The 21607-nt window shown below is 41.2% G+C and carries 18 protein-coding genes, 1 other RNA gene and 1 riboswitch; of the genes, 18 read left to right on the top strand and 1 reads right to left on the bottom strand.

The features are described from left to right. Positions 1-47 precede the first annotated feature (47 nt). The 12 genes from MHB41_RS10065 to pbuX all read left to right on the top strand — a co-directional run bounded on the left by MHB41_RS10065 (position 48) and on the right by pbuX (position 13002). A complete protein-coding gene (locus tag MHB41_RS10065) occupies positions 48-2294 on the top strand; it encodes a DEAD/DEAH box helicase (RefSeq protein ID WP_268481314.1) in 2247 nt (748 codons plus the stop codon). Positions 2295-2318: 24 nt separating this feature from the next. Then, positions 2319-3566, top strand: a complete 1248-nt coding sequence (locus MHB41_RS10060; protein WP_120208128.1) for a ribonuclease H-like domain-containing protein — start codon at positions 2319-2321, stop codon at positions 3564-3566. A 316-nt stretch (positions 3567-3882) separates the two neighbouring features. Continuing rightward, the gene (locus MHB41_RS10055) at positions 3883-4119 is read left to right on the top strand and encodes a CotD family spore coat protein (protein ID WP_080652975.1); all 237 of its coding nucleotides are present in this window, start codon (positions 3883-3885) and stop codon (positions 4117-4119) included. Positions 4120-4167: 48 nt separating this feature from the next. Continuing rightward, entirely contained in the window at positions 4168-4710 is a 543-nt protein-coding gene (locus MHB41_RS10050) for a DUF1273 domain-containing protein (RefSeq protein ID WP_029706022.1), read from the top strand. Between the two features lie 75 nt (positions 4711-4785). Next, on the top strand, positions 4786-5091 hold the full coding sequence (gpsB, locus tag MHB41_RS10045) for a cell division regulator GpsB (RefSeq protein ID WP_012010336.1): 306 nt from the start codon (positions 4786-4788) through the stop codon (positions 5089-5091). Positions 5092-5151: 60 nt separating this feature from the next. Further along, positions 5152-5538: RNase P RNA component class B (rnpB, locus tag MHB41_RS10040), an RNA gene on the top strand. A 108-nt stretch (positions 5539-5646) separates the two neighbouring features. After that, positions 5647-6801 (top strand): class I SAM-dependent RNA methyltransferase, encoded by a 1155-nt coding sequence (locus MHB41_RS10035; RefSeq protein ID WP_024428118.1) that lies wholly within the window; start codon positions 5647-5649, stop codon positions 6799-6801. 105 nt (positions 6802-6906) lie between these two features. Further along, a complete protein-coding gene (locus MHB41_RS10030; protein ID WP_024428119.1) occupies positions 6907-7104 on the top strand; it encodes a hypothetical protein in 198 nt (65 codons plus the stop codon). Between the two features lie 75 nt (positions 7105-7179). Beyond that, positions 7180-9117, top strand: a complete 1938-nt coding sequence (locus MHB41_RS10025) for an ATP-dependent DNA helicase (RefSeq protein ID WP_061109273.1) — start codon at positions 7180-7182, stop codon at positions 9115-9117. A 125-nt stretch (positions 9118-9242) separates the two neighbouring features. After that, positions 9243-10748 (top strand): carboxypeptidase M32, encoded by a 1506-nt coding sequence (locus tag MHB41_RS10020; RefSeq protein WP_024428121.1) that lies wholly within the window; start codon positions 9243-9245, stop codon positions 10746-10748. A 136-nt stretch (positions 10749-10884) separates the two neighbouring features. Then, a riboswitch (purine riboswitch) is annotated at positions 10885-10984 on the top strand. A 117-nt stretch (positions 10985-11101) separates the two neighbouring features. After that, complete coding sequence (xpt, locus tag MHB41_RS10015; protein ID WP_024422759.1) at positions 11102-11686, top strand: xanthine phosphoribosyltransferase; 585 nt, start codon at positions 11102-11104, stop codon at positions 11684-11686. After that, entirely contained in the window at positions 11683-13002 is a 1320-nt protein-coding gene (gene pbuX / locus MHB41_RS10010) for a xanthine permease PbuX (RefSeq protein WP_327827564.1), read from the top strand. Before xpt ends, pbuX begins: the two co-directional genes overlap by 4 nt. A gap of 190 nt (positions 13003-13192) precedes the next feature. Here the strand turns inward: pbuX and MHB41_RS10005 are convergent, their stop codons facing one another. Further along, positions 13193-14047 (bottom strand): polysaccharide deacetylase family protein, encoded by an 855-nt coding sequence (locus MHB41_RS10005; protein ID WP_340900184.1) that lies wholly within the window; start codon positions 14045-14047, stop codon positions 13193-13195. Positions 14048-14620: 573 nt separating this feature from the next. Here MHB41_RS10005 and MHB41_RS10000 point away from each other — a divergent pair. The 6 genes from MHB41_RS10000 to MHB41_RS09975 all read left to right on the top strand — a co-directional run bounded on the left by MHB41_RS10000 (position 14621) and on the right by MHB41_RS09975 (position 21600). Then, the gene (locus tag MHB41_RS10000) at positions 14621-15715 is read left to right on the top strand and encodes a 3-oxoacyl-[acyl-carrier-protein] synthase III C-terminal domain-containing protein (protein WP_267542851.1); all 1095 of its coding nucleotides are present in this window, start codon (positions 14621-14623) and stop codon (positions 15713-15715) included. Between the two features lie 2 nt (positions 15716-15717). Continuing rightward, positions 15718-16227, top strand: coding sequence for an isoprenylcysteine carboxylmethyltransferase family protein (locus MHB41_RS09995; RefSeq protein WP_061109269.1), 510 nt, complete (start codon positions 15718-15720; stop codon positions 16225-16227). 64 nt (positions 16228-16291) lie between these two features. After that, the gene (gene fbpC, locus MHB41_RS09990; protein WP_306299200.1) at positions 16292-16399 is read left to right on the top strand and encodes a Fur-regulated basic protein FbpC; all 108 of its coding nucleotides are present in this window, start codon (positions 16292-16294) and stop codon (positions 16397-16399) included. A gap of 134 nt (positions 16400-16533) precedes the next feature. Next, positions 16534-20130 carry a dynamin family protein gene (locus MHB41_RS09985; protein WP_267542852.1) on the top strand — a complete coding sequence of 1199 codons (3597 nt, stop codon included), beginning with the start codon at positions 16534-16536 and terminating at the stop codon, positions 20128-20130. Positions 20131-20171: 41 nt separating this feature from the next. After that, entirely contained in the window at positions 20172-20435 is a 264-nt protein-coding gene (locus tag MHB41_RS09980; protein WP_024422753.1) for a YpbS family protein, read from the top strand. Between the two features lie 277 nt (positions 20436-20712). Continuing rightward, positions 20713-21600 carry a 5'-3' exonuclease gene (locus MHB41_RS09975; RefSeq protein ID WP_144496170.1) on the top strand — a complete coding sequence of 296 codons (888 nt, stop codon included), beginning with the start codon at positions 20713-20715 and terminating at the stop codon, positions 21598-21600. The last annotated feature ends 7 nt before the right edge of the window (positions 21601-21607 follow it).

Genomic DNA, 21607 nt, shown 5'->3' with positions numbered 1-21607 from the left:
TCATGCAAACAAATATTCGGTACACTAGAATGAGAGGTGGACGCAATATGAAAAAGAAAACAATGAACGAACTGATAGAAGAATTAAAGAAAGACGAACAGGTAGAGCATTGGCATGAAATTGAAGCAAAGCCTGCACAGACCTCTCCCGTTCCTGAAAGAGTGGACGACAGGCTAAAAAAGGCGCTTGAAAAACGAGGCGTTAAAGAGCTGTACATTCATCAAAAAGAAGCCTTTGAACGAGTAATGGATGGTGAGCATGTAGTAACGGTTACACCAACAGCTTCAGGTAAAACGCTTTGCTACAATCTGCCTGTTCTTCAGTCGATCGCAGAAGACCAGACAAACCGCTCTCTTTATTTATTCCCAACAAAAGCGCTCGCGCAGGATCAAAAGAGTGAACTTAACGAGATCATCCGCGAGATGGATGTTCCGATTCATAGTGAAACATATGACGGGGACACCTCCCCGGCCATTCGGCAGCGAGTCAGACAAGCAGGGCATATTGTCATCACAAACCCAGATATGCTGCATTCAGCTATTTTGCCTCATCATACGAAATGGGTCAGCTTGTTTGAGAATTTGAAGTATATTGTCATTGATGAACTTCATACATATCGAGGCGTGTTTGGCAGTCATGTGGCCAATGTGATTCGAAGATTAAAGCGAATTTGTGCATTTTATGGAAGTGATCCGATTTTCATTTGTACTTCCGCAACGATTGCGAATCCAAAAGAGCTGGCGCAGCAGCTCACAGGGAGCAAAGTGCATCTTATTGAACGAAACGGAGCGCCCAGCGGTAAAAAGAATTTTGTGTTTTATAACCCGCCAGTGGTGAATAAACCATTAAATATTAGACAAAGCGCTGCCACTGTCGTCAACCAATTGGCTAAAACATTTTTAAAAGAAAAAATTCAAACGATCGTTTTTGCTAGAAGCAGGGTACGAGTAGAAGTGATTTTAAGTCATATTCAAGAGCTTGTGAAAAAAGAAATCGGTCCAAAATCGATTCGCGGGTATCGCGGAGGCTATTTGCCAAAAGAGCGGCGCATGATTGAAAAGGGGTTAAGAGAAGGAGAAATTCTAGGTGTCGTCAGCACGAACGCACTAGAATTAGGGGTAGATATAGGTCAGCTAAAGGTATGCATTATGACGGGGTATCCTGGCAGTGTAGCGAGTACATGGCAGCAGGCAGGACGTGCTGGAAGGCGTCATGAGGAGGCGCTTATTATCATGGTGGCAAGCTCCTCACCCCTTGATCAATATATTGTCAGACACCCTGAATATTTCTTTAATAGACCGCCTGAAGCAGCCAGAATCAATCCTGAAAATCTCATTATTTTAGTGGATCATCTAAAATGTGCTTCCTACGAGCTGCCATTTCGGACGGATGAACAGTTTGGCGGCATGGAAGTAGAAGACATTTTGCAATACTTACATGAGGAAGGGGTTCTTCATTTTAGCGGGAACCGGTATTATTGGTCGGATCAATCGTTCCCAGCGCATGGGATCAGCCTGAGATCTGCAAGTCAGGAAAATGTGGTGATTGTGGATCAATCCGACGTAGCGAATGTCCGGATTATTGGAGAGATGGATCGATTCAGTGCAATGACATTGCTTCATGATGAGGCAATTTATTTACATGAAGGGGTTCAGTATCAAGTAGAAAAGCTAGATTACGAGCATTTGAAGGCTTATGTGAAACAAGTGGATGTAGAATACTATACAGATGCTAATTTAGCTGTTCAGCTCAAGGTGCTGGAAATCGATCAGACAACAGAGAAAGAAGCGGTATCTGTTCACTACGGTGATGTGACTGTCAACGCAATGCCTACGATATTTAAAAAAATCCGTCTGAGTACTGGTGAAAATATCGGGTCTGGACCGATCCACTTACCGGAAGAAGAAATTCATACGAGTGCGGCTTGGTTTGAATTACACGAGGCAGAGCGGAGATTTGAAGAGAAGACACTTGAACAGCTCCTGCTTGGCATCGCAAATGTTCTTCAGCACATTGTACCTGCTTTTGTGATGTGTGACCGCTCAGATATTCATGTTGTTTCACAAATTAAAGCGGCACATACCGGTAAACCGACAGTCTTTTTATATGACCACTACCCTGGCGGAATCGGCTTAAGCAAAGAAGTCCAAGCTCGTTTCGATGAAATAGCAGGTGCAGCCATTCAGCTGATAGAGCGGTGCCGCTGTGAGAACGGCTGTCCATCCTGCATTGGCATGGAAATGAAAGAGGTGAGCGGAAAAAGCAGCATTGTTGAATTGATGTCTGCATTTTAAGAGGAAGGAGGAAGATACCTACTCATGTCTTTAAAAGGGAAATTAAATCGAATGAAGAAGCACCTATCGCACAACCAGCCAAACGAAAAACGTCAAAAAACAGTGGAAGGGCAGCCTCAGCCTGTGACGGCCGAAAACATTCCATTTTTAAAGGAATGGGAGCAATTGGGTGCAGCTCCTTATCACTTTGAGGATTCCTTTTGTCTCATTCGAGAAGTCACCTATTCATTAGATGATAAGCATGGACTCTACTCGTTTGCGGAACTGCCAAAGGTCATCGAGGCATGGAACAAAAGCAGCATCCAGCATTCTCTATCGGCTAAAGGTTACAAGCCGCATGAACTGTTTTTCTTTGATACAGAAACAACTGGATTATCTGGCGGAACGGGAAATATGATCTTCTTGCTAGGACATGCGCGGGTTTTTACTGACAAAGTAGTGGTGAAACAGCACCTGCTCACAAATCCGGGAAATGAAGCGGCTCTTTATAAAAGTTTTCTCGATGAAGTGAACGTAGAATCACTCGTTACATATAATGGAAAATCATTCGATTGGCCGCAAGTGAAAACGAGACATACTTTGCTGCGAGATCAAATCCCTGCGCTTCCAGAGTTTGGCCACTTTGATCTTCTGCATGGGTCAAGACGATTGTGGAAGCATAAATATGAACGAATGGCGCTGTCTGTGGTTGAAAAAGAAGAGCTGCACGTCCACCGGGAAGGCGACACACCGGGTTTTTTAGCACCGATGATCTATTTTCACTTTTTAAAGGAACAAAAACCGAAGCTCATCGAAGGGATTTTGACTCATAATGAATTAGACGTCCTTTCGTTAATCAGCCTTTACATCCATCTATCCAAAAAAATTCTATCTATGGATGCGGTAAAGGAACATGATGAGAAATATGCGCTGGCTAGGTGGCATCTTGCGCATCGTGATGTACAGGAAGCTACGAAGCATTTGCGGGAATTAACAGGTGCTGATTTTGAACATGCCAATCAGGCGGCTTTTGATCTCTCATTACAATATAAACGGCTAAACGAGTGGGATGAAGCAGTTCGAATTTGGGAAACATTATTTGAATCAAGTGATGTCCATTTGGCATTAAAAGCAGGTATAGAGCTTGCGAAGTGTAAAGAGCATCGCCAAAAAGATGCAAGGTCAGCTCTTTCCATCACGGAATCTTTATTATCTTTCTCATCGTTAAGCGAGCGAGACACAAAAGAGCTTGAGAAGCGGAAAAAACGGCTATTGAGAAAAGCTGGGCAATGAAATAATATTACCCGGGAAAGCGCAAAAAATGACAACGTTCGGCTCTCGGCCGAAAATAAAAATTGTTTAGCACTTTTATTGTAGAAAGTCCGCGAATCCTGTAAAATAACGTTAGATATTGAATGAGGAGCGTATAGCATGTATAAGGGTCTTTTCTACTTGTTTTTTCTTGTGGTCATTTTGGTCGCTTTTGTGTTTTCAAACTATAAAGATATTTTTCTTGCCAACTTTTAAAATAGGTTAATGCATTAGTACATGTACACCTCTTGATTCATACATTGATAATGTAAGAAAATAAAGGAGAGGGGAATGCTACATGTACCATCATCATCATTGCCATCCGAATGTTACACAGCCAATTGTTCATCCGACGAATCATTGCTGTACACACAGCGAGTCAACAACAATTGTGCCGCATATCCACCCGCAGCATGTGACAAATGTTCACCACCATAATTTCAAACATGTTCACTACTTCCCGCATACGTTTTCTCAGGTGGACCCGACAACACATCAACACTTTAACTGCGGTGGACCTTGCTGTAACAGATAAAGTGAATGGGACTTTTATAAGTCCCATTTTTTAAAAGCAGGTGAAAAAATGAAAATTATTGCTGTCACAGGGTACAAGCCGTTTGAGCTTGGGATATTCAAACAAGACGAGCCTGCACTTCAATACATAAAAGCGGAGCTTCAAAAAAGGCTGACAGCCCTTATCGAAGAAGGTCTGGAATGGGTGCTCATATCAGGGCAGCTTGGGGCAGAAATTTGGACAGCCGAAGTGGTGTTTGAGCTTCAGGAGGAATATCCAGCGTTAAAACTTGCAGTCATTACGCCATTTTATGAACAGGAAGAGCGCTGGAATGAACAAAACAAAGAGTTGTATGAAGGAATTCTTGCACAGGCCGATTTTGTAGAAAGTGTCACGCATAGACCGTACGAAAGTCCGGCACAATTTAAACAAAAGAATCGCTTTTTTATTGAAAAAACAGATGGTCTTCTCGTCTTATATGATCCCGAGCATGAGGGATCGCCGAAGTATATGATCAGGGAGGCGGAAGCCTATACCGATTACCCCATTATGTACATCACGATGGATGATCTAAGAGCGCAGGTTGAGGCGGAAGATCCGTTTTTTGATTAAAAGCAAGAGAAAATTTGACAACGTCACGTATTTCTGAAAAAATATACTATGAATTCACGATATGAGGTGAAAAAGATGCTTGCTGATAAAGTAAAGCTTTCTGCGAAAGAAATTTTAGAAAAAGAATTTAAAACAGGTGTCAGAGGGTACAAACAAGAAGAAGTCGATAAATTTTTAGATATGGTCATTAAAGACTATGAGACATTCAACCAAGAAATCGAAAAACTTCAACAAGAAAACCTCCACTTGTCAAAACAGCTTGAAGAAGCTGTTGAACAAGGGAAAAGACAGCCTGCACAGTCTAATACAACAAACTTTGATATTTTAAAAAGACTATCGAACCTTGAGAAACACGTTTTCGGCAGCAAACTTTATGATTGAGTCTTGCTGAAAAAGCTTGTGTCAGATGTCATTGTCGTTTATAATAACGCTTATTGATTAACGTTCGGGTAATCGCTGTAATGCTATTTAGTGCATTGCAGAGGAAAGTCCATGCTCGCACGGTGCTGAGATGCCCGTAGTGTTCGTGCCTGGCGAAAAAATAAGCCAGGGCAGCCTGGGAAAGGCTGACGGCAGGAAAAATGCCTACGTCCTTTTTAGGATATGGCAAAGTATCCTTGAAAGTGCCACAGTGACGAAGTCTCACTAGAAATGGTGAGAGTGGAACGCGGTAAACCCCTCGAGCGAGAAACCCAAACTTGGTAGGGGAACTTTCTCAAAGGAACCAAACGGAGAGAAGGACAGAGAATTCTGTAGATAGATGATTACCACCTGAGTACGAGGCATTTGCCGTTTGCAGTACGATGGAACAAAACATGGCTTACAGAACGTTAAATCCGTTATCATAAACATGATGAAACAAAGCTCTCCTATTTCAACATATGGAGAGCTTTTATCTTGAATACATAAAAGGACGAGAAAACAGGTGATAAATCAATGAAAACCTATACACTCATCGCAACAGCTCCAATGGGAATTGAAGCAATTGTTGCAAAAGAAGTAAGAGACCTTGGCTATGAGTGCACAGTCGACAACGGAAAAGTGATTTTCAAGGGGGATGCTCTTGCCATTTGCCGTGCAAACCTTTGGCTGCGTACAGCAGACCGGATCAAGGTACAAGTTGCTGAATTTTCGGCAAAAACATTTGATGAGCTTTTTGAACAAACGAAAGCGATTGACTGGGCCGCTTTTTTACCAAAAAACAGTACGTTTCCTGTCATCGGGAAATCTGTGAAATCTCAGCTTGCCAGTGTGCCTGACTGCCAGCGCATCGTCAAAAAAGCCATCGCTCAAAAGCTTAAATCCTCCTACAACATTCAGTCTGAATGGCTTGAAGAGACGGGACCTGAATATAAAATCGAGATCGCTCTTTTAAAAGATAAAGCGGTTCTTACGCTTGATACATCTGGTGTAGGTCTTCATAAACGCGGATACCGCATGGATCAAGGCGGAGCACCTATTAAAGAAACGCTTGCTGCTGCGCTCGTCTTATTAACGAACTGGACACCTGACCGTCCGTTTGTTGATCCTTTCTGCGGATCAGGAACAATCGCCATAGAAGCAGCGATGATAGGACAAAACATTGCCCCAGGATTTAACCGGGATTTTGCGTCTGAATCATGGGAATGGATCGGTGAAGACGTATGGAACAAAGCGCGTGTGGAAGTCGAAGAAAAAGCAAACTATGATCAGCCGCTCCGCATTATCGCAAGTGACATCGACCATCGTATGGTGGACATCGCAAAAATGAATGCAGAAGAAGCAGGACTGAGTGAACTGATTGAGTTCAAACAAATGCAAGTAAAAGACTTTCAAACAAAAGAAGAGTACGGTGTGATTGTTGGAAATCCTCCTTATGGTGAACGACTGAGTGATAAACCAGCTGTTGAAAAAATGTATCAAGGAATGGGTGAAGCGTTTAAGAACCTAGATACATGGTCCATTTACATCTTAACGTCACACGAAAAATTCGAAGAGTGCTTCGGAAGAAAAGCGACGAAAAAGAGAAAGCTGTTTAATGGATTTATTAAAACAGACTATTATCAATATTGGGGAAAACGCCCGCCTAGAAAGCAACCAACCGAATCGTAATAAATGGCCGCACCGAAAGAAGGTGCGGCTTTTTTATGCTGAAAAGGTATAACTACTCGCGTGGCGGAATAAACTGAACTTGATTTTAAAAAAAGAGGTGTCTTCATGATTCATTATGATCAAATTCAGTTAATCCAAAAAGCACTCAATTCGACTGCTCAAGAAATAGAAGGGCATGAAGGTGGACAATCTGCTCAGCTTACGGCAGCCATCGAAGATTTGGCGCTGGCTCAGGCATACATAGAACGTTCTGAGCATGCATTTTTAATGAAGGAAAGCTATCAACATCGCCTGCGCTCATAAAAAAAGATTGTTTTTCCCCAGCGTAAATGGTACTATTGAATGTCTGAATGATTCAAAAGTTGGGGGTTGAAGCAGGTGACAGCATCTCGTTTGCCTTTTTCATTATCAAAAGAACACAATTTTTACGAAGAACTGGGCAACTGGATTGGTGATGTGTTTTATGACATTTTGCCAGAAAAGGGCTTTGATCTTCGAGATGAACAAATATTTATGGCTTTTCAACTAGAAAGAGCCTTTAAAGAAAAAAGTGTGATGTTTGCCGAAGCTGGGGTAGGCACAGGCAAAACCATCGTCTATCTATTATTTGCCGTCACATATGCAAGGTATACAGGGAAGCCTGCGATTATTGCATGTGCAGACGAAACGTTAATTGAACAGCTCGTTAAACAAGAAGGTGATATCTATAAAATTGCCAATCACCTTGATATTCAAATAGATGCGAGATTAAGTAAATCGCATGATCAATATTTATGCTTAAAGAAGTTGGAGAAAACGATGCAGCGTGAAGATGATGAAAAGTGGCTCGATATTTATGAATCACTGCCTTCATTTGTTCATGAATCACATGGCATGCAAACCTTTTATCCGTATGGCGATCGAAAAGAGTATCCGGAGTTATCAAATGATGAATGGTCACGAATTGGCTATGACTCGTTTCAGGACTGTCTGACGTGCGATATGCGTCATCGCTGTGGTTTGAATTTATCAAGAGATCATTACCGGAAAGCGACAGACCTCATCATCTGTTCACATGATTTTTACATGGAGCATGTGTGGACGAAGGAATCCCGGAAACGTGAGGGCCAGCTTCCGCTGCTTCCTGAGCATAGCTCCGTCGTATTTGATGAGGGACATCTTCTCGAGTTTGCCGCACAAAAAGCGTTAACGTACCGAGTGAAGCAATCAACGCTCGAAACATTTTTGGAACGTCTTTTGCAAAACGACATACGCGAAGAATTTGCAGAGCTTGTTGAAGATGCACTTGCAACAAACGATGAGTTCTTTTATCTCTTAAAAACACATGCCAAAGAAGTCAAAGGCTCGCACCGGCTTGAAATTGGGCGTGTCGATGAGGTGAAGCGTTCTGCAAGTGAATTGTGTGACTTGCTTGAAAAAATCGGAGAAGCGCTCGTGTTTGAATCTGAGATGTATACGATCGATCAATACGAATTATCTGTTGTGGAGGAATACATTGAACAAATGGCGTATTCTTTATCGCTTTATCAAAAAAATGCCATTAGCTGGCTGGAAAAACAGGAATTAGATACAACATTTGTTGTGATGCCAAAGACGGTTGCAGAGGTGCTTGGCGAAAAAGTATTCTCGCAAAAAAGACCATATATTTTCTCTTCCGCTACATTGTCTGAGAATCAATCCTTTGATTATTTAGCTGAAAGTCTTGGGATTAAAGATTACTTATCAATGAGTGTCGCTTCGCCGTATGATTACGATGAACAAATGAAGATTTATTTCCATGGAATTCAGCAGCTCGCTGAGCAAGAGGCAAAAGCACAGCAAGTGATCACTCAGCTGAAAGAAAATGGAGGACGATCTCTGATATTATTCCCTTCATTTGACGAACTCCATTTCTTTAGAAAACAGCTTGAAGCAGCAAATGAATCACTGCCGTTTGACGTATATTTTGAGGGAGACGAGGAAATCAGCACGATTGTTCAAAAGTTCCAAGCTGATGAGACATCCGTGTTATGCTCAGTTCATCTGTGGGAAGGGCTTGATATTCCAGGTGAATCATTAACGAATGTGATCATCTGGGGACTTCCTTATCCGCCGCATGATCCAGTATTTGAAGCGAAACGGAATGAAGCAAAGGATGCACATGCTGAAGTTGACCTTCCGTATATGCTGCTTCGCTTACGCCAAGGGATCGGAAGACTGATCCGGACAAGCCAAGACGCAGGAAGCATTCATATTTACTTTGATCGTAAAGAAGATACTAAGCTTCAAAGTAAAATTGAATCCGTTCTGCCAGTGAAGCCCATCATCACATCTTAAATAGCTGAAAACTTGCAAATGAGGAGGATACCACGGTGTATCCTCCTTTTTCATTGACAAAAGAACATTCATTGAAGTAGCCTTGAAACGTACATACATATTTTATTGATTGGGGGAACAAACGCATGAGTCTTGAAGCAACTGAGAAAGCGTTTTATCAATTACTAGGGAAAATCGCCCATTATACAGAGGCGCTCCATTTACTTTACTGGGACTCTAGAACACAAGCACCTAAAAAAAGTGCGGATTTTAGAGCTGAAACGATCGGTCAATTATCAAGTGATATTTTTAATATGAAGACTTCTGACGAAATGAGAGATCTTCTTCACGCATTAAACAAACATCGAGATGAGCTGTCAAAAGATACACAGAAGGCGCTCGAATTATCACAAAAAGAGTATGATGAAAACAGTAAAATTCCGAAAGAAGAATTTAAAGAATACTCGATTTTACAATCAAAAGCGGAGCATGTTTGGGTAGAAGCAAGGGAGAAATCAGACTTTTCACTCTTTGCACCATACTTAAAACAGCTTATTGACTTTAACAAGCGTTTCATCCAATATTGGGGCGTGAAAAAAACGCCTTATGATGTGCTGCTCAATAACTATGAGCCAGATATGACGGTTGAACAGCTTGATCAAAAGTTTGGTGCACTTCGTGACGCTATTGTTCCTCTTGTGAAAAAAATCGAAGCCTCACCTAATAAGCCGGATACTTCATTTTTATCGAAAAGCTTCCCAATCGATAAACAAAAGGAATTGAGTCTCTTTTTCTTAAAAGAATTAGGATATGACTTTGACGCAGGCCGCCTGGATACAACAGTTCATCCATTTGCTGTAACGTTAAGCAGAGGCGATGTACGTGTGACGACCCGTTATGATGAGCATGATTTTCGAATGGCGATCTTTGGAACGATTCATGAATGTGGTCATGCGATCTATGAGCAAAACATTGATGAAGCACTGAGCGGAACACTTTTATGTGATGGGACTTCGATGGGAATCCATGAATCACAGTCTCTTTTCTTTGAGAACTTTATCGGCAGACACGAAGATTTCTGGAAAACGTATTATCAAAAGCTGCAAGAAGCTTCTCCTGAGCAATTTAAAGATGTTTCTTTAGAAGACTTTGTGCATGCAGTGAATGAATCGAAGCCTACTTACATTCGAATTGAAGCCGATGAACTGACGTATCCGCTTCACATTATCATCCGCTATGAAATTGAGAAAGCGATTTTCAATGAAGAAGTAGCAGTTGAAGATCTGCCTGCACTTTGGAATGAAAAATATCAAGCGTATCTTGGCATTACGCCTCCTAATGATGCACTCGGTATCTTGCAGGATGTTCACTGGTCTGATGGAAGCTTTGGCTATTTCCCTTCATATGCCCTTGGTTATATGTATGCAGCGCAATTAAAGCAGCAAATGATCAAAGATTTACCAAATTTTGATGAGCTTATTCAAAATGGTTCTTTTGCACCGATAAAAGAATGGCTGACGGAACATGTTCACCAGCATGGAAAACGGAAAAAGCCATCTGAAATCATTCAAGATGCAACAGGCGAAGAATTAAATGTTCAATATTTAATCGACTACTTAACAGATAAATATACAAAACTGTATTTATCATAAAAGAAGGGCACCCTTTCATGAGAGGGGTGCTTTTTTGATGCTTGAATATTCTAAAAACGAACATTTTGTTCTGATCTATTATTTAAGTTCGGTATTTTTCTAGAAAAGTGCTTTCCAAGCGTCTGAAATCTTGTTATAATTTGAACACTATAACACTCATATAATCGCGTGATGATGGCACGCAAGTTTCTACCGGACACCGATAAGGTCCGACTATGAGTGAGCAAAATGAAACAGCTCTTGTTTGAGCTGAAGATCCGTTGATCGTTTTCGCATTGCTTGCTCCTCATGGACAGCAATGCTTTTTTTATGCCAAAAATTGAATGTTTGCCAATATGCTAGGGGGAAGAATGATGGAATTGTTACGTCAAAAAATTGAGAACGAAGGAATCGTTCTGTCAAATCAAGTGTTAAAAGTAGATGCTTTTTTAAATCATCAAATTGATCCTGTGTTAATGCATGAGATCGGGCAAGAGTTTGCTAGATTATTTAAGCACGATGGCATTACAAAAATCATCACAATCGAATCTTCTGGCATCGCACCTGCTGTGATGGCTGGGCTTGCTCTTCAAGTACCTGTTGTGTTTGCAAGAAAACGTCAATCACTCACATTAACGGATAACCTGTTAACGGCCAGTGTGTACTCTTTTACGAAAAAAGTAGAAAGCACGATTGCTGTCTCAAATACGCATCTTAGTGAAAATGATTGTGTGTTAATCATCGATGACTTTTTAGCGAATGGTGAAGCTGCGAAAGGACTTGCTGCAATTGCAAAGCAGGCGAAGGCAAAAGTAGCCGGATTTGGCATTGTCATCGAAAAATCATTCCAGCCTGGAAGAAATGCGCTTGTGCAAATGGGCTACCGCGTTGAGTCCCTCGCACGTATTGAATCACTTGAGGAAGGGAAAGTCACGTTTGTACGGGAGGTACAATCATGAGTGCCGCTAAAAAAGTCAAAACGCTCTCACTGGGTATTCAGCATGTACTGGCAATGTATGCAGGTGCTGTTCTTGTACCGCTCATTGTTGGAGATGCGCTCGGGCTCACGCCTGCACAGCTGACTTACTTAATCTCTGCGGATATTTTCATGTGCGGGGCTGCCACATTGCTTCAAGTATGGAAAAACCGCTTCTTTGGGATCGGTCTGCCTGTTGTATTAGGCTGTACATTTACTGCGGTTTCGCCGATGATTGCGATTGGCTCTAAGTATGGAATTTCGTCTATCTATGGAAGTATTATCGCTTCTGGATGTATTGTCATTCTTCTTTCTTTTTTCTTTGGGAAGCTTGTGAAATTTTTCCCGCCTGTTGTCACAGGTTCTGTCGTCACCATTATTGGTATCACCCTCATTCCTGTAGCGATGAACAATATGGCAGGAGGAGAAGGAAGTGCAGACTATGGTTCTTTTGAAAATCTAGGGCTCGCTTTCCTTGTGCTGTTTATCATTGTACTGCTCTATCGGTTCACGAAAGGGTTTATGAAGGCGATCGCCATTTTAATCGGTATTCTTCTTGGGACAGCAGTTGCTGCGTTTATGGGGAAAGTGGAGACAGCTGAGGTGGCAAAAGCCCAGGTTTTCCGCATGATTGAGCCATTTTATTTTGGGATGCCGACCTTTGAATTTGCACCGATCATGACCATGACGTTAGTTGCGATTGTGTCATTAGTTGAATCAACAGGCGTTTATTTTGCATTAGGTGATTTAACAAACCGGTCATTAAAAGAGATGGATTTGGCTAAAGGCTATCGCGCAGAGGGGATTGCTGTGTTATTAGGCGGAATCTTTAATGCTTTTCCATACACAGCCTACTCGCAAAACGTTGGATTGATCCAGTTAACAGGAGTCAAGAAAAACCAAGTCATTGTTGTAACAGGAGCATTGCTCATGTTATTTGGTCTTTTTCCTAAGATCGCTGCCTTTACGACGATTATTCCAAAGTCAGTCCTTGGCGGTGCAATGGTTGCCATGTTTGGCATGGTCATTGCATACGGTATTAAAATGCTCTCGCGCGTGGACTTTGCAAAGCAGGAGAACTTGCTGATCGTCGCTTGCTCCGTGGGAATCGGCTTAGGAGTTACTGTCGTACCGCAAATGTTTGAGCATCTGCCAGATTCGATTAAATTATTAACAAGTAACGGCATTGTGGCCGGAAGCTTTACCGCTATTTTGCTTCATATTATTTATCACATGATTCCTTTTAAAAAAGAAGCCGGGCATGACCTGGTAGAAGAACCTAAGCAATCTGTTATGTAAACCCCTCTCTTGGAGAGGGGTTGATTATGGACAAAGAGCTAAAATGACCTTTTATTTTAGCTCTTTGTCTTCTTTTTAGCTTGATAAAAAACCTTTGAAGTCCTAGGATCCTAGGAAGGAGCGTGTGAGGGTTTGTCTACAAGCTGAAAGCCCGCATCTTTTGGATACGGGCTTTTTGTGATTAGCACTATTAATGTTGTACCGGCGGCATTGTTTCGTTAATGACTGCAAATGTATAGCCCCTTGCTTTTAGCTGTATAATCAGGCTATCTAAATAGTTTGTGGTAGAGGGTTGATCATGCATTAATATAACTTTTGGTTCCCATGGTTTATTTTTCTCAAACATTTGCAATTGATTCAATACCTCTGGAACATATTGTGAGTTTTTATATCTCCAGTCAAGACTATCAATCGTCCAGTCCCAGTAAATAAAGCCATTTTGGTTTAAACGTACTTTTTGATGATATGTTAAATTTGGAACACTGCCAAAGGGGGTTCTTACAAGACGGCTGTAGACGCCTGTAACAGAGGCAAGAATACGCTGAGCTTCTCTCATTTCATTTGCGGGAGACTCGCTGTTCTGATAAAAGAGGTTTATATCATGCGTCATGCCATGAAGACCTAATTGATGTCCTTCTTGATAAAGTCTTTTCACAGCTGATTGGTGTGCTTGGATTTGCGGTCCAAGCATGAAGAACGTCGCCTTCACGTGATGTGCTTTTAATACATTTAACAGCTGATTTGATGTAGCAGAAGGACCATCATCAAATGTTAAAAAGACTGTTTTATTCGTTGCCTGTTGGTTTGGATTGGTCTTAAAATGTGTATCCAATGTTCTTGTAGACTGATCTTTTGCTTTCAGACTGATGCTTGTGTCACGGAAGTCACTGCTGGCAGCATTTTTTGCTTGCCCATTGGTCGCCTGCAAATGGGGTTTAGACATATCCCAGATAAAAAAGAGAAACAGTGTAAGAAGCACTAAACCAATTACCTTTGAGAGAAGTATCGTGTTGTAGGGTGTCTTTTTTTGGGAAACCTTTTTCATTACAATCACTCCAGTCAATTAAATTTTGAGCCGAACCATGTTGTAGATTCTTTCTTTTTTCACTGTTTTTCCTGGTACTCATATTGATTAAATATATAGTGGAAAAAATCCTTTTTATATAGAAAATTCAAATGAATTGGAAATTTATGGTTGTTACTTTGTATTGATCAGCAAAAAAAGGTGATCCATTTATGTTTAAATAAAATCATTCTGAATAATGATCGAAACGTTAATATTTATACGCTAAGATAGCAGCAGATTTGACCATTAATTCGAAGCGAAAGGGAGATTTTGTATGAAAGTGTTGTATAAGTAAAGGGGGGGTGTCTACGTTCTGAACACTTCTCTTTTAGAGGTGTTTTTTTGCATAAAAAAAGCAGGTTCGCTTGGCTTAGAACGAACCTGTGAAGGAGGAAAACTACATCATGTTTTCACCTATATTATCCAATATTTATCAATTGTCGTCAAGACAAAAAGTTAGCCGGAGGAAAATATTTTGACTGAATTGTGACGTTTTGGCATGTATATCCTTTTTTCGATAGGGGATATTAATCGAAAAAAGAGGTGAAGGCGATGGCGTACATTCTTTCTGTTGGAACGAGTCTGCCAAAACATCATGTGGATCAGAAAAAGGCGGCTGATTTTGCTAGATCCCAATTTAAACGATCGTTTAAAGATATCGACCGGCTGCTGAGAGCTTTTCAAAACGGAGAAATCGAGAGCAGACAGTTTGTGCAGCCAATTGAATGGTATCAGACGCACCACTCTTTTGAGGAGAAAAACAATCTCTATTTGGAAAAAGCATTGGCTCATGTAAAAGAAGCGGTCATACACTGTCTTCATGAGAAGGCGTTCCTGAAAAAACCGATTCCGTTTGAAGAGATCGATGCATTGTTTTTTATTTCAAGCACCGGACTTTCGACACCAAGTCTTGATGCAAAACTGATGAATGTTCTTCCTTTTTCGCCTTATACGAAACGAGTGCCGATCTGGGGATTAGGGTGCGGGGGCGGAGCGGCAGGGTTGTCCCGGGCTTACGAATACATAAGGGCATTTCCAGAAGCAAAGGTGCTGGTTGTCGCCTGTGAACTGTGCAGTTTAACTTTCCAGCCGCAAGATCAATCAAAAAGCAATTTAATCGGGACATCTTTGTTCGGAGACGGGACAGCAGCGGTACTCTTAACTGGAGAAAAAGGTGTATCTGAATACGCCGATCTAAAAACAGTTCCTAGAGTGATTGGTACACAATCCGTCACAATGAAAGAGTCTGAGGATGTGATGGGATGGGAATTTACAAGTGACGGCTTTCGGGTTATTTTCTCCCGTGACATTCCTTCCATTATTTCAGGCTGGTTAAAAGAGCAAGTCGATCAATTTTTAGAGCAGCAAGGGTATTCGGCAGAAGACCTATCAGTTTTTCTTGCCCATCCTGGAGGAAAAAAAGTGATTGATGCCTATATTGAAAGTCTATCCTTACAAGAGGATCAGCTTTTTTCATCAAAAGAAGTACTTAAACAACACGGAAATATGTCCTCTGCCACAGTTTTGTATGTGATCAAACATTATCTTGAACATCAATCCGCTGAAGCGGGAGATATGGGTCTTTGCGGAGCGCTTGGTCCGGGCTTTTCCTCAGAGCTGCTGCTCATGAAATGGGAGGAGGTCTAATCATGATCATTTGGCTCGTCATTGGTTTCTTCGTTTGTCAGCGGCTTATTGAAATGCTTGTGGCTAAAAGAAATGAAAAGAAAGTAAAAGCGATCGGTGCCATTGAATTTGGTGCAAGTCATTATCCTTATATGGTCGCTATGCATGCGGGCTTTTTTCTCTCACTCATGGTTGAGGTATGGGGATTAAACAAGACGCCGTCACGCTATTTTCTTGTGCTGCTCATTGTACTGCTGGCCACACAGGTGATTCGATACTGGGCATTATATTCTCTTGGGACGTATTGGAATACAAAGATTTTAGTTGTACCAAATGCGATGATGGTGAAAAAAGGACCTTATCGCTGGTTAAAGCATCCTAACTATGTAGTGGTGGCAATTGAGCTTATGCTGATCCCGCTATTGTTTAATGCCTATTTTACCGCCATTTTGTTCACATGTTTAAATGCATGGATGATGGCCGTGAGAATTCAAACAGAAGAGAAAGCGCTCAATCAGTATTTGTTAAATTAATATTGAAAATCATTATCAATTGTGATACACTTTCATTAATGATAAGCATTCTCAATCACGAAGGATGGACGGTGATCACATGACAATGGTTTTCTTACTCGGTACGGTCTGTGTATACAGCCTATTAATTGGCTTCGTATTAAAAGGTGTTTCTAAAAAATCTGCTTCCTGATCCCAGTCAATTGCGACTGATCGGGAAGCAGATTTTTTTTTATTTCCTCAGATCAGAAGAAAAATCTCTTCATTTTGTGTAAAATGGTATCACATACATAACTGACTTTTCTAAAAACAAAGGGGTTTATCGTCATGGAAGACTTGTCTATTCGAGATTCGCTCGTTCAAACTACAGGTGCTTTATATCAAAGCCTTCTTAAAAGGGATGATCATGAACGCGCAGCCAAACTTGCATCAATTATCAAAAAGGAAGCAGAAGAAGAAGTGTATATCGCATTTACCGGCCACTATTCAGCTGGAAAGTCATCTCTTGTGAATCATCTGCTTCATGATCACATCCTGCCAACGAGTCCAATTCCAACAAGTGCCAACTTGGTCGTCGTGAGGAAAGGGGAGAGTGAAGTAAAGCTTCACACCTCAGATGGCCGTTTTGCAAAAATGAGCGGTTCTTATGATAAAGAAGCAGTTCAGCGTTTTTGTAAGGATGGAGAACAGATTGAAATGGTGGAAATTAGCGGGGACTATAGAGGACTGGAAGAAAAGGTGGCAGTGATTGATACACCCGGAATTGATTCAACGGATCATGCTCACTTTTTATCTGCTGCGTCTATTCTTCATCAAGCAGATGCTCTTTTTTATGTCGTTCATTACAACCATGTTCATTCTGAGGAAAACATTCGTTTCATTCGCTCCATTAAAGAGAAAGTGCCAAATCTTTATTTCATCGTCAATCAAGTCGATCGACATGATGAGCATGAGACAGCGTTTGAAGACTACAAAAATCAAGTAGTTGATATGCTTCAAAAAGAAGGCATTGAAGAAGAACATCTATACTTTACATCTGTAACCGATGAGTCGCATCCAAGAAACGAAATGATTCGTTTAATCGAGAAACTGCAAGAATTACAAACATTGCCGAAAGCATCGCTTCGCGCCTATACCGAGCAGAAAATAGAGCATGTTTTAAAAGAACATATTGACTCATTAAAAGAAGAGCTGCAGGAAGAGGATCTGGATTTACAGCTTCAAGAAAAAAGAAAAGAAGTGAAGGAACTTGAAGCGAGAAGCAGCTTCATTGAAAATGGAGCAAAACAGTTAGAAGATGAAGTGTCTTCTGAAGTCGAGAACATTTTAAAAAATGCAAATCTAACCCCATTTAAAATGAGGGAGCTCGCAAGTGATTATATTGAATCGAAAGCACCTGGCTTTAAGGTAGGTCTGCTGTTCGCTAAAAATAAAACCGAGCAGGAAAAAGAAAAGCGGGCGAACGAGTTCTTAGCAGATGTCAAAGCAAGAATGAAAGCAGAAGTAGACTGGCATATTGCTGAGCTGCTCAAAAAAGAAGTCAAGAAACATCAGCTTGGTGAAGAGCTATTAAATCAAGTGATGGCATTTGAAACACCTGTAGAAGAATCACTGCTTGAAAACGTGATCCATCACGGTGCGACATTTTCAAATGAATACGTTTTGCAATATGCAAAAGATGCGGGTGAAGCACTGAAAAGACAGACGAAACAGAAAGCAATACCATTGATTGAACAAATGACCGAGATGCTGAAAACCCAGCTCATGAATGAAGAGGGAAAGCACCAAGAAAAATGGGTCCAGGCAGCACAGGAGCTCCAAGCGCTGGAGCAATGCATGGAAAAAAATGATCACATCAGAAAAGATATTGAGCATGTATGGGATATATGGCAAAACGGAACAAATGAGCAGATCGAAGAAGATTGGTTTTATGTGAAAAAACACCGGATGCAGCATGACGAGCTAAATCAGAATCAAACATCAACTCATACCGAAGAAAGAGAAAAAGAAAATCAGCAGCAGACAGAGCTTGATCAAATGCGACAATCACAGCATATCCCGACAGCGCAGTCGATTGACCAGTTTGAGCAGCTTTCTCAAATTTTAATGCCATTAAACGCGCTTGGGTCTCAAAGAAAGTCCTTTGAAAAACGAACAAAGCGGCTGCAAGCGAAGGAATTTACACTCGCCTTATTCGGTGCTTTTAGTTCGGGGAAATCTTCGTTTGCCAATGCCCTTGTTGGGAGAAAGGTGCTGCCATCATCTCCTACACCAACGACGGCCACGATCAATAAGCTGACGCGGCCGACAGAAGACCATCCGCATGAAAGTGTGAAAGTAGTGTTCAAAACCGAGCAGGAAATATTAGAGGAGCTCGATCAAATTCTCGGTTATTCTATAACAGAAGAAAAGGGAGATACGTTTCAAGCGAAACTCGAGCGGACGCTGAAAAAAAGAGTGCTTGAACAGGATCACCGCATCATTGTTGACCATTTTTTAAACGCTCATGAAACGTTCCGTGATTCGATTCAAAAACAAACGCCGCTCAATGTCACCCTGCAAGAATTAAAGCCATATGTGGCTGAAGAGGCTGTTTCTTGTGTGGTGAAGGAAGTGACGGTCTATTTAAGTACACCTTTAACAGATAAAGGACTGACGATTGTTGATACACCAGGCGCCAGCAGTATGAATAAACGTCACACAGAGATTGCCTTTCAATATATGAAGGACGCCGATGCCCTTCTTTATTTAACTTACTACCAGCATTCTTTCTCAAAAGCAGACCGGTCATTTTTACGTAAACTCGGGCTTGTAAAAGATTCATTTAGCATGGATAAAATGTTTTTTATTATCAATGCAGCTGACCTCGCAAAGGATCAAACAGAGCTTGAAACCGTCTTTGACTATGTGAAAAATGAGCTCACAAAAGAAGGCATCAGGCACCCAAACCTTCATCACGTATCCAGCAAGGAAGAGATCGAAGGAAAGGGACAGTCGCCTTATAACCAGTATGCACAGCTTAGAACACAGCTCGACTATTTTATTGAGGAAGAATTAGCGAAAGATGCGATTGAGCTTCTGTATTTTGAAGCCAGTACATTATGTAGAACAGTTGACAAGCTGCATGAGACGCTGCATCAGTCGGAAGATGAAAAGCAAGCAGAAAAGAAAAAGATAAACACATCCTATGAAGCGATCGTTGATCAAATGAGTCATATTAAACGATCTAAGCTAGTGACAGAAAGTGTGAAAAAGGACTTGCACGAACAGCTTTACCACATTGTTCAGCGCTTGTCACTATATGCAAATGATCTGTTAAAGACAGCCTTTTATCCTGGAATATCTCAAGGGGACTTCAGGCAGGAGTTGAAAAAAGCGCTTGAACAGGCGCTAAAGGATTATGAATTTGAATTTGTACAAGAGCTAAAGGCGCTTGATATTCGAATGGAATCGTTTATCACTCAATATTTCAAAGAGGAGTGGGAGAAAGGATTGCAGGCCGCGTGTGCAGAAGATCCTTACTTTTCTCTCCGGCTGTCGCCGCCAGATGAGAAAAATGCCGCGCTGAAACAAATTGAAGTGGAAGCGGACCTGACGCCGTTTGAGCCGCTCTTAAAGAAGCAAAAATCAGCGAAAGCTTTCTTTGAACAGAACGGGAAGGCAGCGTTTATAGAATCGATTCGAGATGTTCTTTTCCAGTTAACGACGAAATGGGCAGATAAAGAAAAAGAAGAACTACAGAGCAGATACGATATGATGGTGAAGACCTTTACTGAAAGATATGAAACAGAAGCGCTCAAGCAGCTGAGTGAACAAAAACAAACATTTATCATGAGCTTAACGACAGATGCGAAAGAGCAGGCGATGATAGAACAAGTATACAAGCAAACAAATGAATGGAAGAACCAGTTGAAAACCATTTGATTCATGATAGACTATATAAAAAAGAAAGCAGTTGATAAAAAATGACGAGCGTACACGAAGAAATTTCCGCACATTCACAAAAACAGAATGCTCATATCAAATCGTTTCTTGCGCTTGAGCAGAAAAGAGAGCAGGCAATAGAGACTGCTGTTTTGAAGTGTGAGCAAAACGAGCCATTTACAACTGACGAGATCAATGAAATTACTTCGAAGATGAATGAGCTTGCACGAGGCGGAATTGTTCCGCTGCGTAAGCATGTCACGATTGATATGGTCAGGGAGTATGTCGAACGAAAACAGAAGTAAAGAGTAACTTTCTCTTTTTTGGTCATCTTAACAAGTGAACCGAGAAAGGGGAATGATGATGGAAAAAAAACAGCATGCAAAAAAGCAGGATGAGCGTCACCCTAAACAAAAAGAGATGCCGTCCTACGCAGAAGCAGAATCGAAAAAAATGCAATACGGTCAAAAGTAATCCCCAGGTGCCACTTCTTTTCCAAAAGAAGAAGGCGCCTTTTTTATGTCGAATTCTATGTTCTATGATAGAATAGGAGTATTGTTTTGAAAAAGGGAGTTTATAAGAATGAATAAACACGTATTGCTTGTTGATGGCATGGCGCTTCTATTCAGATCGTTTTATGCAACGGCTGTCCATCGAAATTTTATGATAAATGATCACGGTGTCCCGACGAATGGAGTAAATGGCTATTTGAAGCATTTATTAACCGCTGTTCAAACATTTGAGCCAACCCATATTGTTTGCTGCTGGGATATGGGAAGCCAAACATACCGAAATGAATTGTTTCAAGATTATAAAGCAAATCGAGGAGAGGCACCTGTCGAGCTCATTCCGCAATTCGATTTAGCAAAGGAAGCGACAGAAGAACTAGGAATTGTAAACGTTGGTATAAAGGGCTTTGAGGCAGATGATTGTATCGGCACGCTGGCGGCAGTCTATCAGAATGAAGCACGTGTGACTGTCCTAACTGGGGACAGAGATTTGCTGCAAATATTGAATGAACAAGTGACGGTTGCTCTAATGCAAAAAGGAATTGGGAACTATAAACATTATACTAAAGCTTTATTTGAAGAGGAAATGGGCATCTCTCCAAAGGCGCTGATCGATATGAAAGCACTTATGGGGGATTCAAGTGATAATTACCCAGGCGTCAAAGGAATCGGCGAAAAAACAGCATTAAAATTTATTCAAACATATCAAACCATTGACGGATTATTAGAAAATGTTCATGAACTAACGGCTGCCCAGCAAAAGAAAATGCAAACAGGATTAGAAGATTTGAAGCTTTCCCGTTTATTGGCAGAGATCAAATGTGATGTCCCGCTGAGCTGTCCAATAGATGAGACGAAGGTGAACATCAATCAAGAACGGGCTGCTGCCATGCTGCGATACCATCAAATCAAAGGAATTGAACCGATGGTGAATCGGTTAAGTAAAATAGAGATCAGCTAAGCTGATC

It is taken from the genome of Bacillus sp. FSL H7-0578 (assembly GCF_038630855.1).
Taxonomy (GTDB): domain Bacteria; phylum Bacillota; class Bacilli; order Bacillales; family Bacillaceae; genus Bacillus; species Bacillus safensis.
Note: the sequence above shows the minus strand (reverse complement) of the source record. Positions and strands in the feature narration are given on the sequence as shown.

Bases quoted from the DNA above. Each gene is read 5' to 3' on its own strand.
- MHB41_RS10060 (WP_120208128.1), top strand. From the start codon at position 2,319: ATGTCTTTAAAAGGGAAATTAAATCGAATGAAGAAGCACCTATCGCAC.
- gpsB (WP_012010336.1), top strand. From the start codon at position 4,786: ATGCTTGCTGATAAAGTAAAGCTTTCTGCGAAAGAAATTTTAGAAAAA.
- MHB41_RS10000 (WP_267542851.1), top strand. From the start codon at position 14,621: ATGGCGTACATTCTTTCTGTTGGAACGAGTCTGCCAAAACATCATGTG.
- pbuX (WP_327827564.1), top strand. From the start codon at position 11,683: ATGAGTGCCGCTAAAAAAGTCAAAACGCTCTCACTGGGTATTCAGCAT.
- MHB41_RS09985 (WP_267542852.1), top strand. From the start codon at position 16,534: ATGGAAGACTTGTCTATTCGAGATTCGCTCGTTCAAACTACAGGTGCT.
- MHB41_RS10020 (WP_024428121.1), top strand. From the start codon at position 9,243: ATGAGTCTTGAAGCAACTGAGAAAGCGTTTTATCAATTACTAGGGAAA.
- fbpC (WP_306299200.1), top strand. From the start codon at position 16,292: ATGGACGGTGATCACATGACAATGGTTTTCTTACTCGGTACGGTCTGT.
- MHB41_RS09975 (WP_144496170.1), top strand. From the start codon at position 20,713: ATGAATAAACACGTATTGCTTGTTGATGGCATGGCGCTTCTATTCAGA.
- MHB41_RS09995 (WP_061109269.1), top strand. From the start codon at position 15,718: ATGATCATTTGGCTCGTCATTGGTTTCTTCGTTTGTCAGCGGCTTATT.
- MHB41_RS10065 (WP_268481314.1), top strand. From the start codon at position 48: ATGAAAAAGAAAACAATGAACGAACTGATAGAAGAATTAAAGAAAGAC.
- MHB41_RS10030 (WP_024428119.1), top strand. From the start codon at position 6,907: ATGATTCATTATGATCAAATTCAGTTAATCCAAAAAGCACTCAATTCG.
- MHB41_RS09980 (WP_024422753.1), top strand. From the start codon at position 20,172: ATGACGAGCGTACACGAAGAAATTTCCGCACATTCACAAAAACAGAAT.
- xpt (WP_024422759.1), top strand. From the start codon at position 11,102: ATGGAATTGTTACGTCAAAAAATTGAGAACGAAGGAATCGTTCTGTCA.
- MHB41_RS10055 (WP_080652975.1), top strand. From the start codon at position 3,883: ATGTACCATCATCATCATTGCCATCCGAATGTTACACAGCCAATTGTT.
- MHB41_RS10005 (WP_340900184.1), bottom strand. From the start codon at position 14,047: ATGAAAAAGGTTTCCCAAAAAAAGACACCCTACAACACGATACTTCTC.
- MHB41_RS10050 (WP_029706022.1), top strand. From the start codon at position 4,168: ATGAAAATTATTGCTGTCACAGGGTACAAGCCGTTTGAGCTTGGGATA.
- MHB41_RS10035 (WP_024428118.1), top strand. From the start codon at position 5,647: ATGAAAACCTATACACTCATCGCAACAGCTCCAATGGGAATTGAAGCA.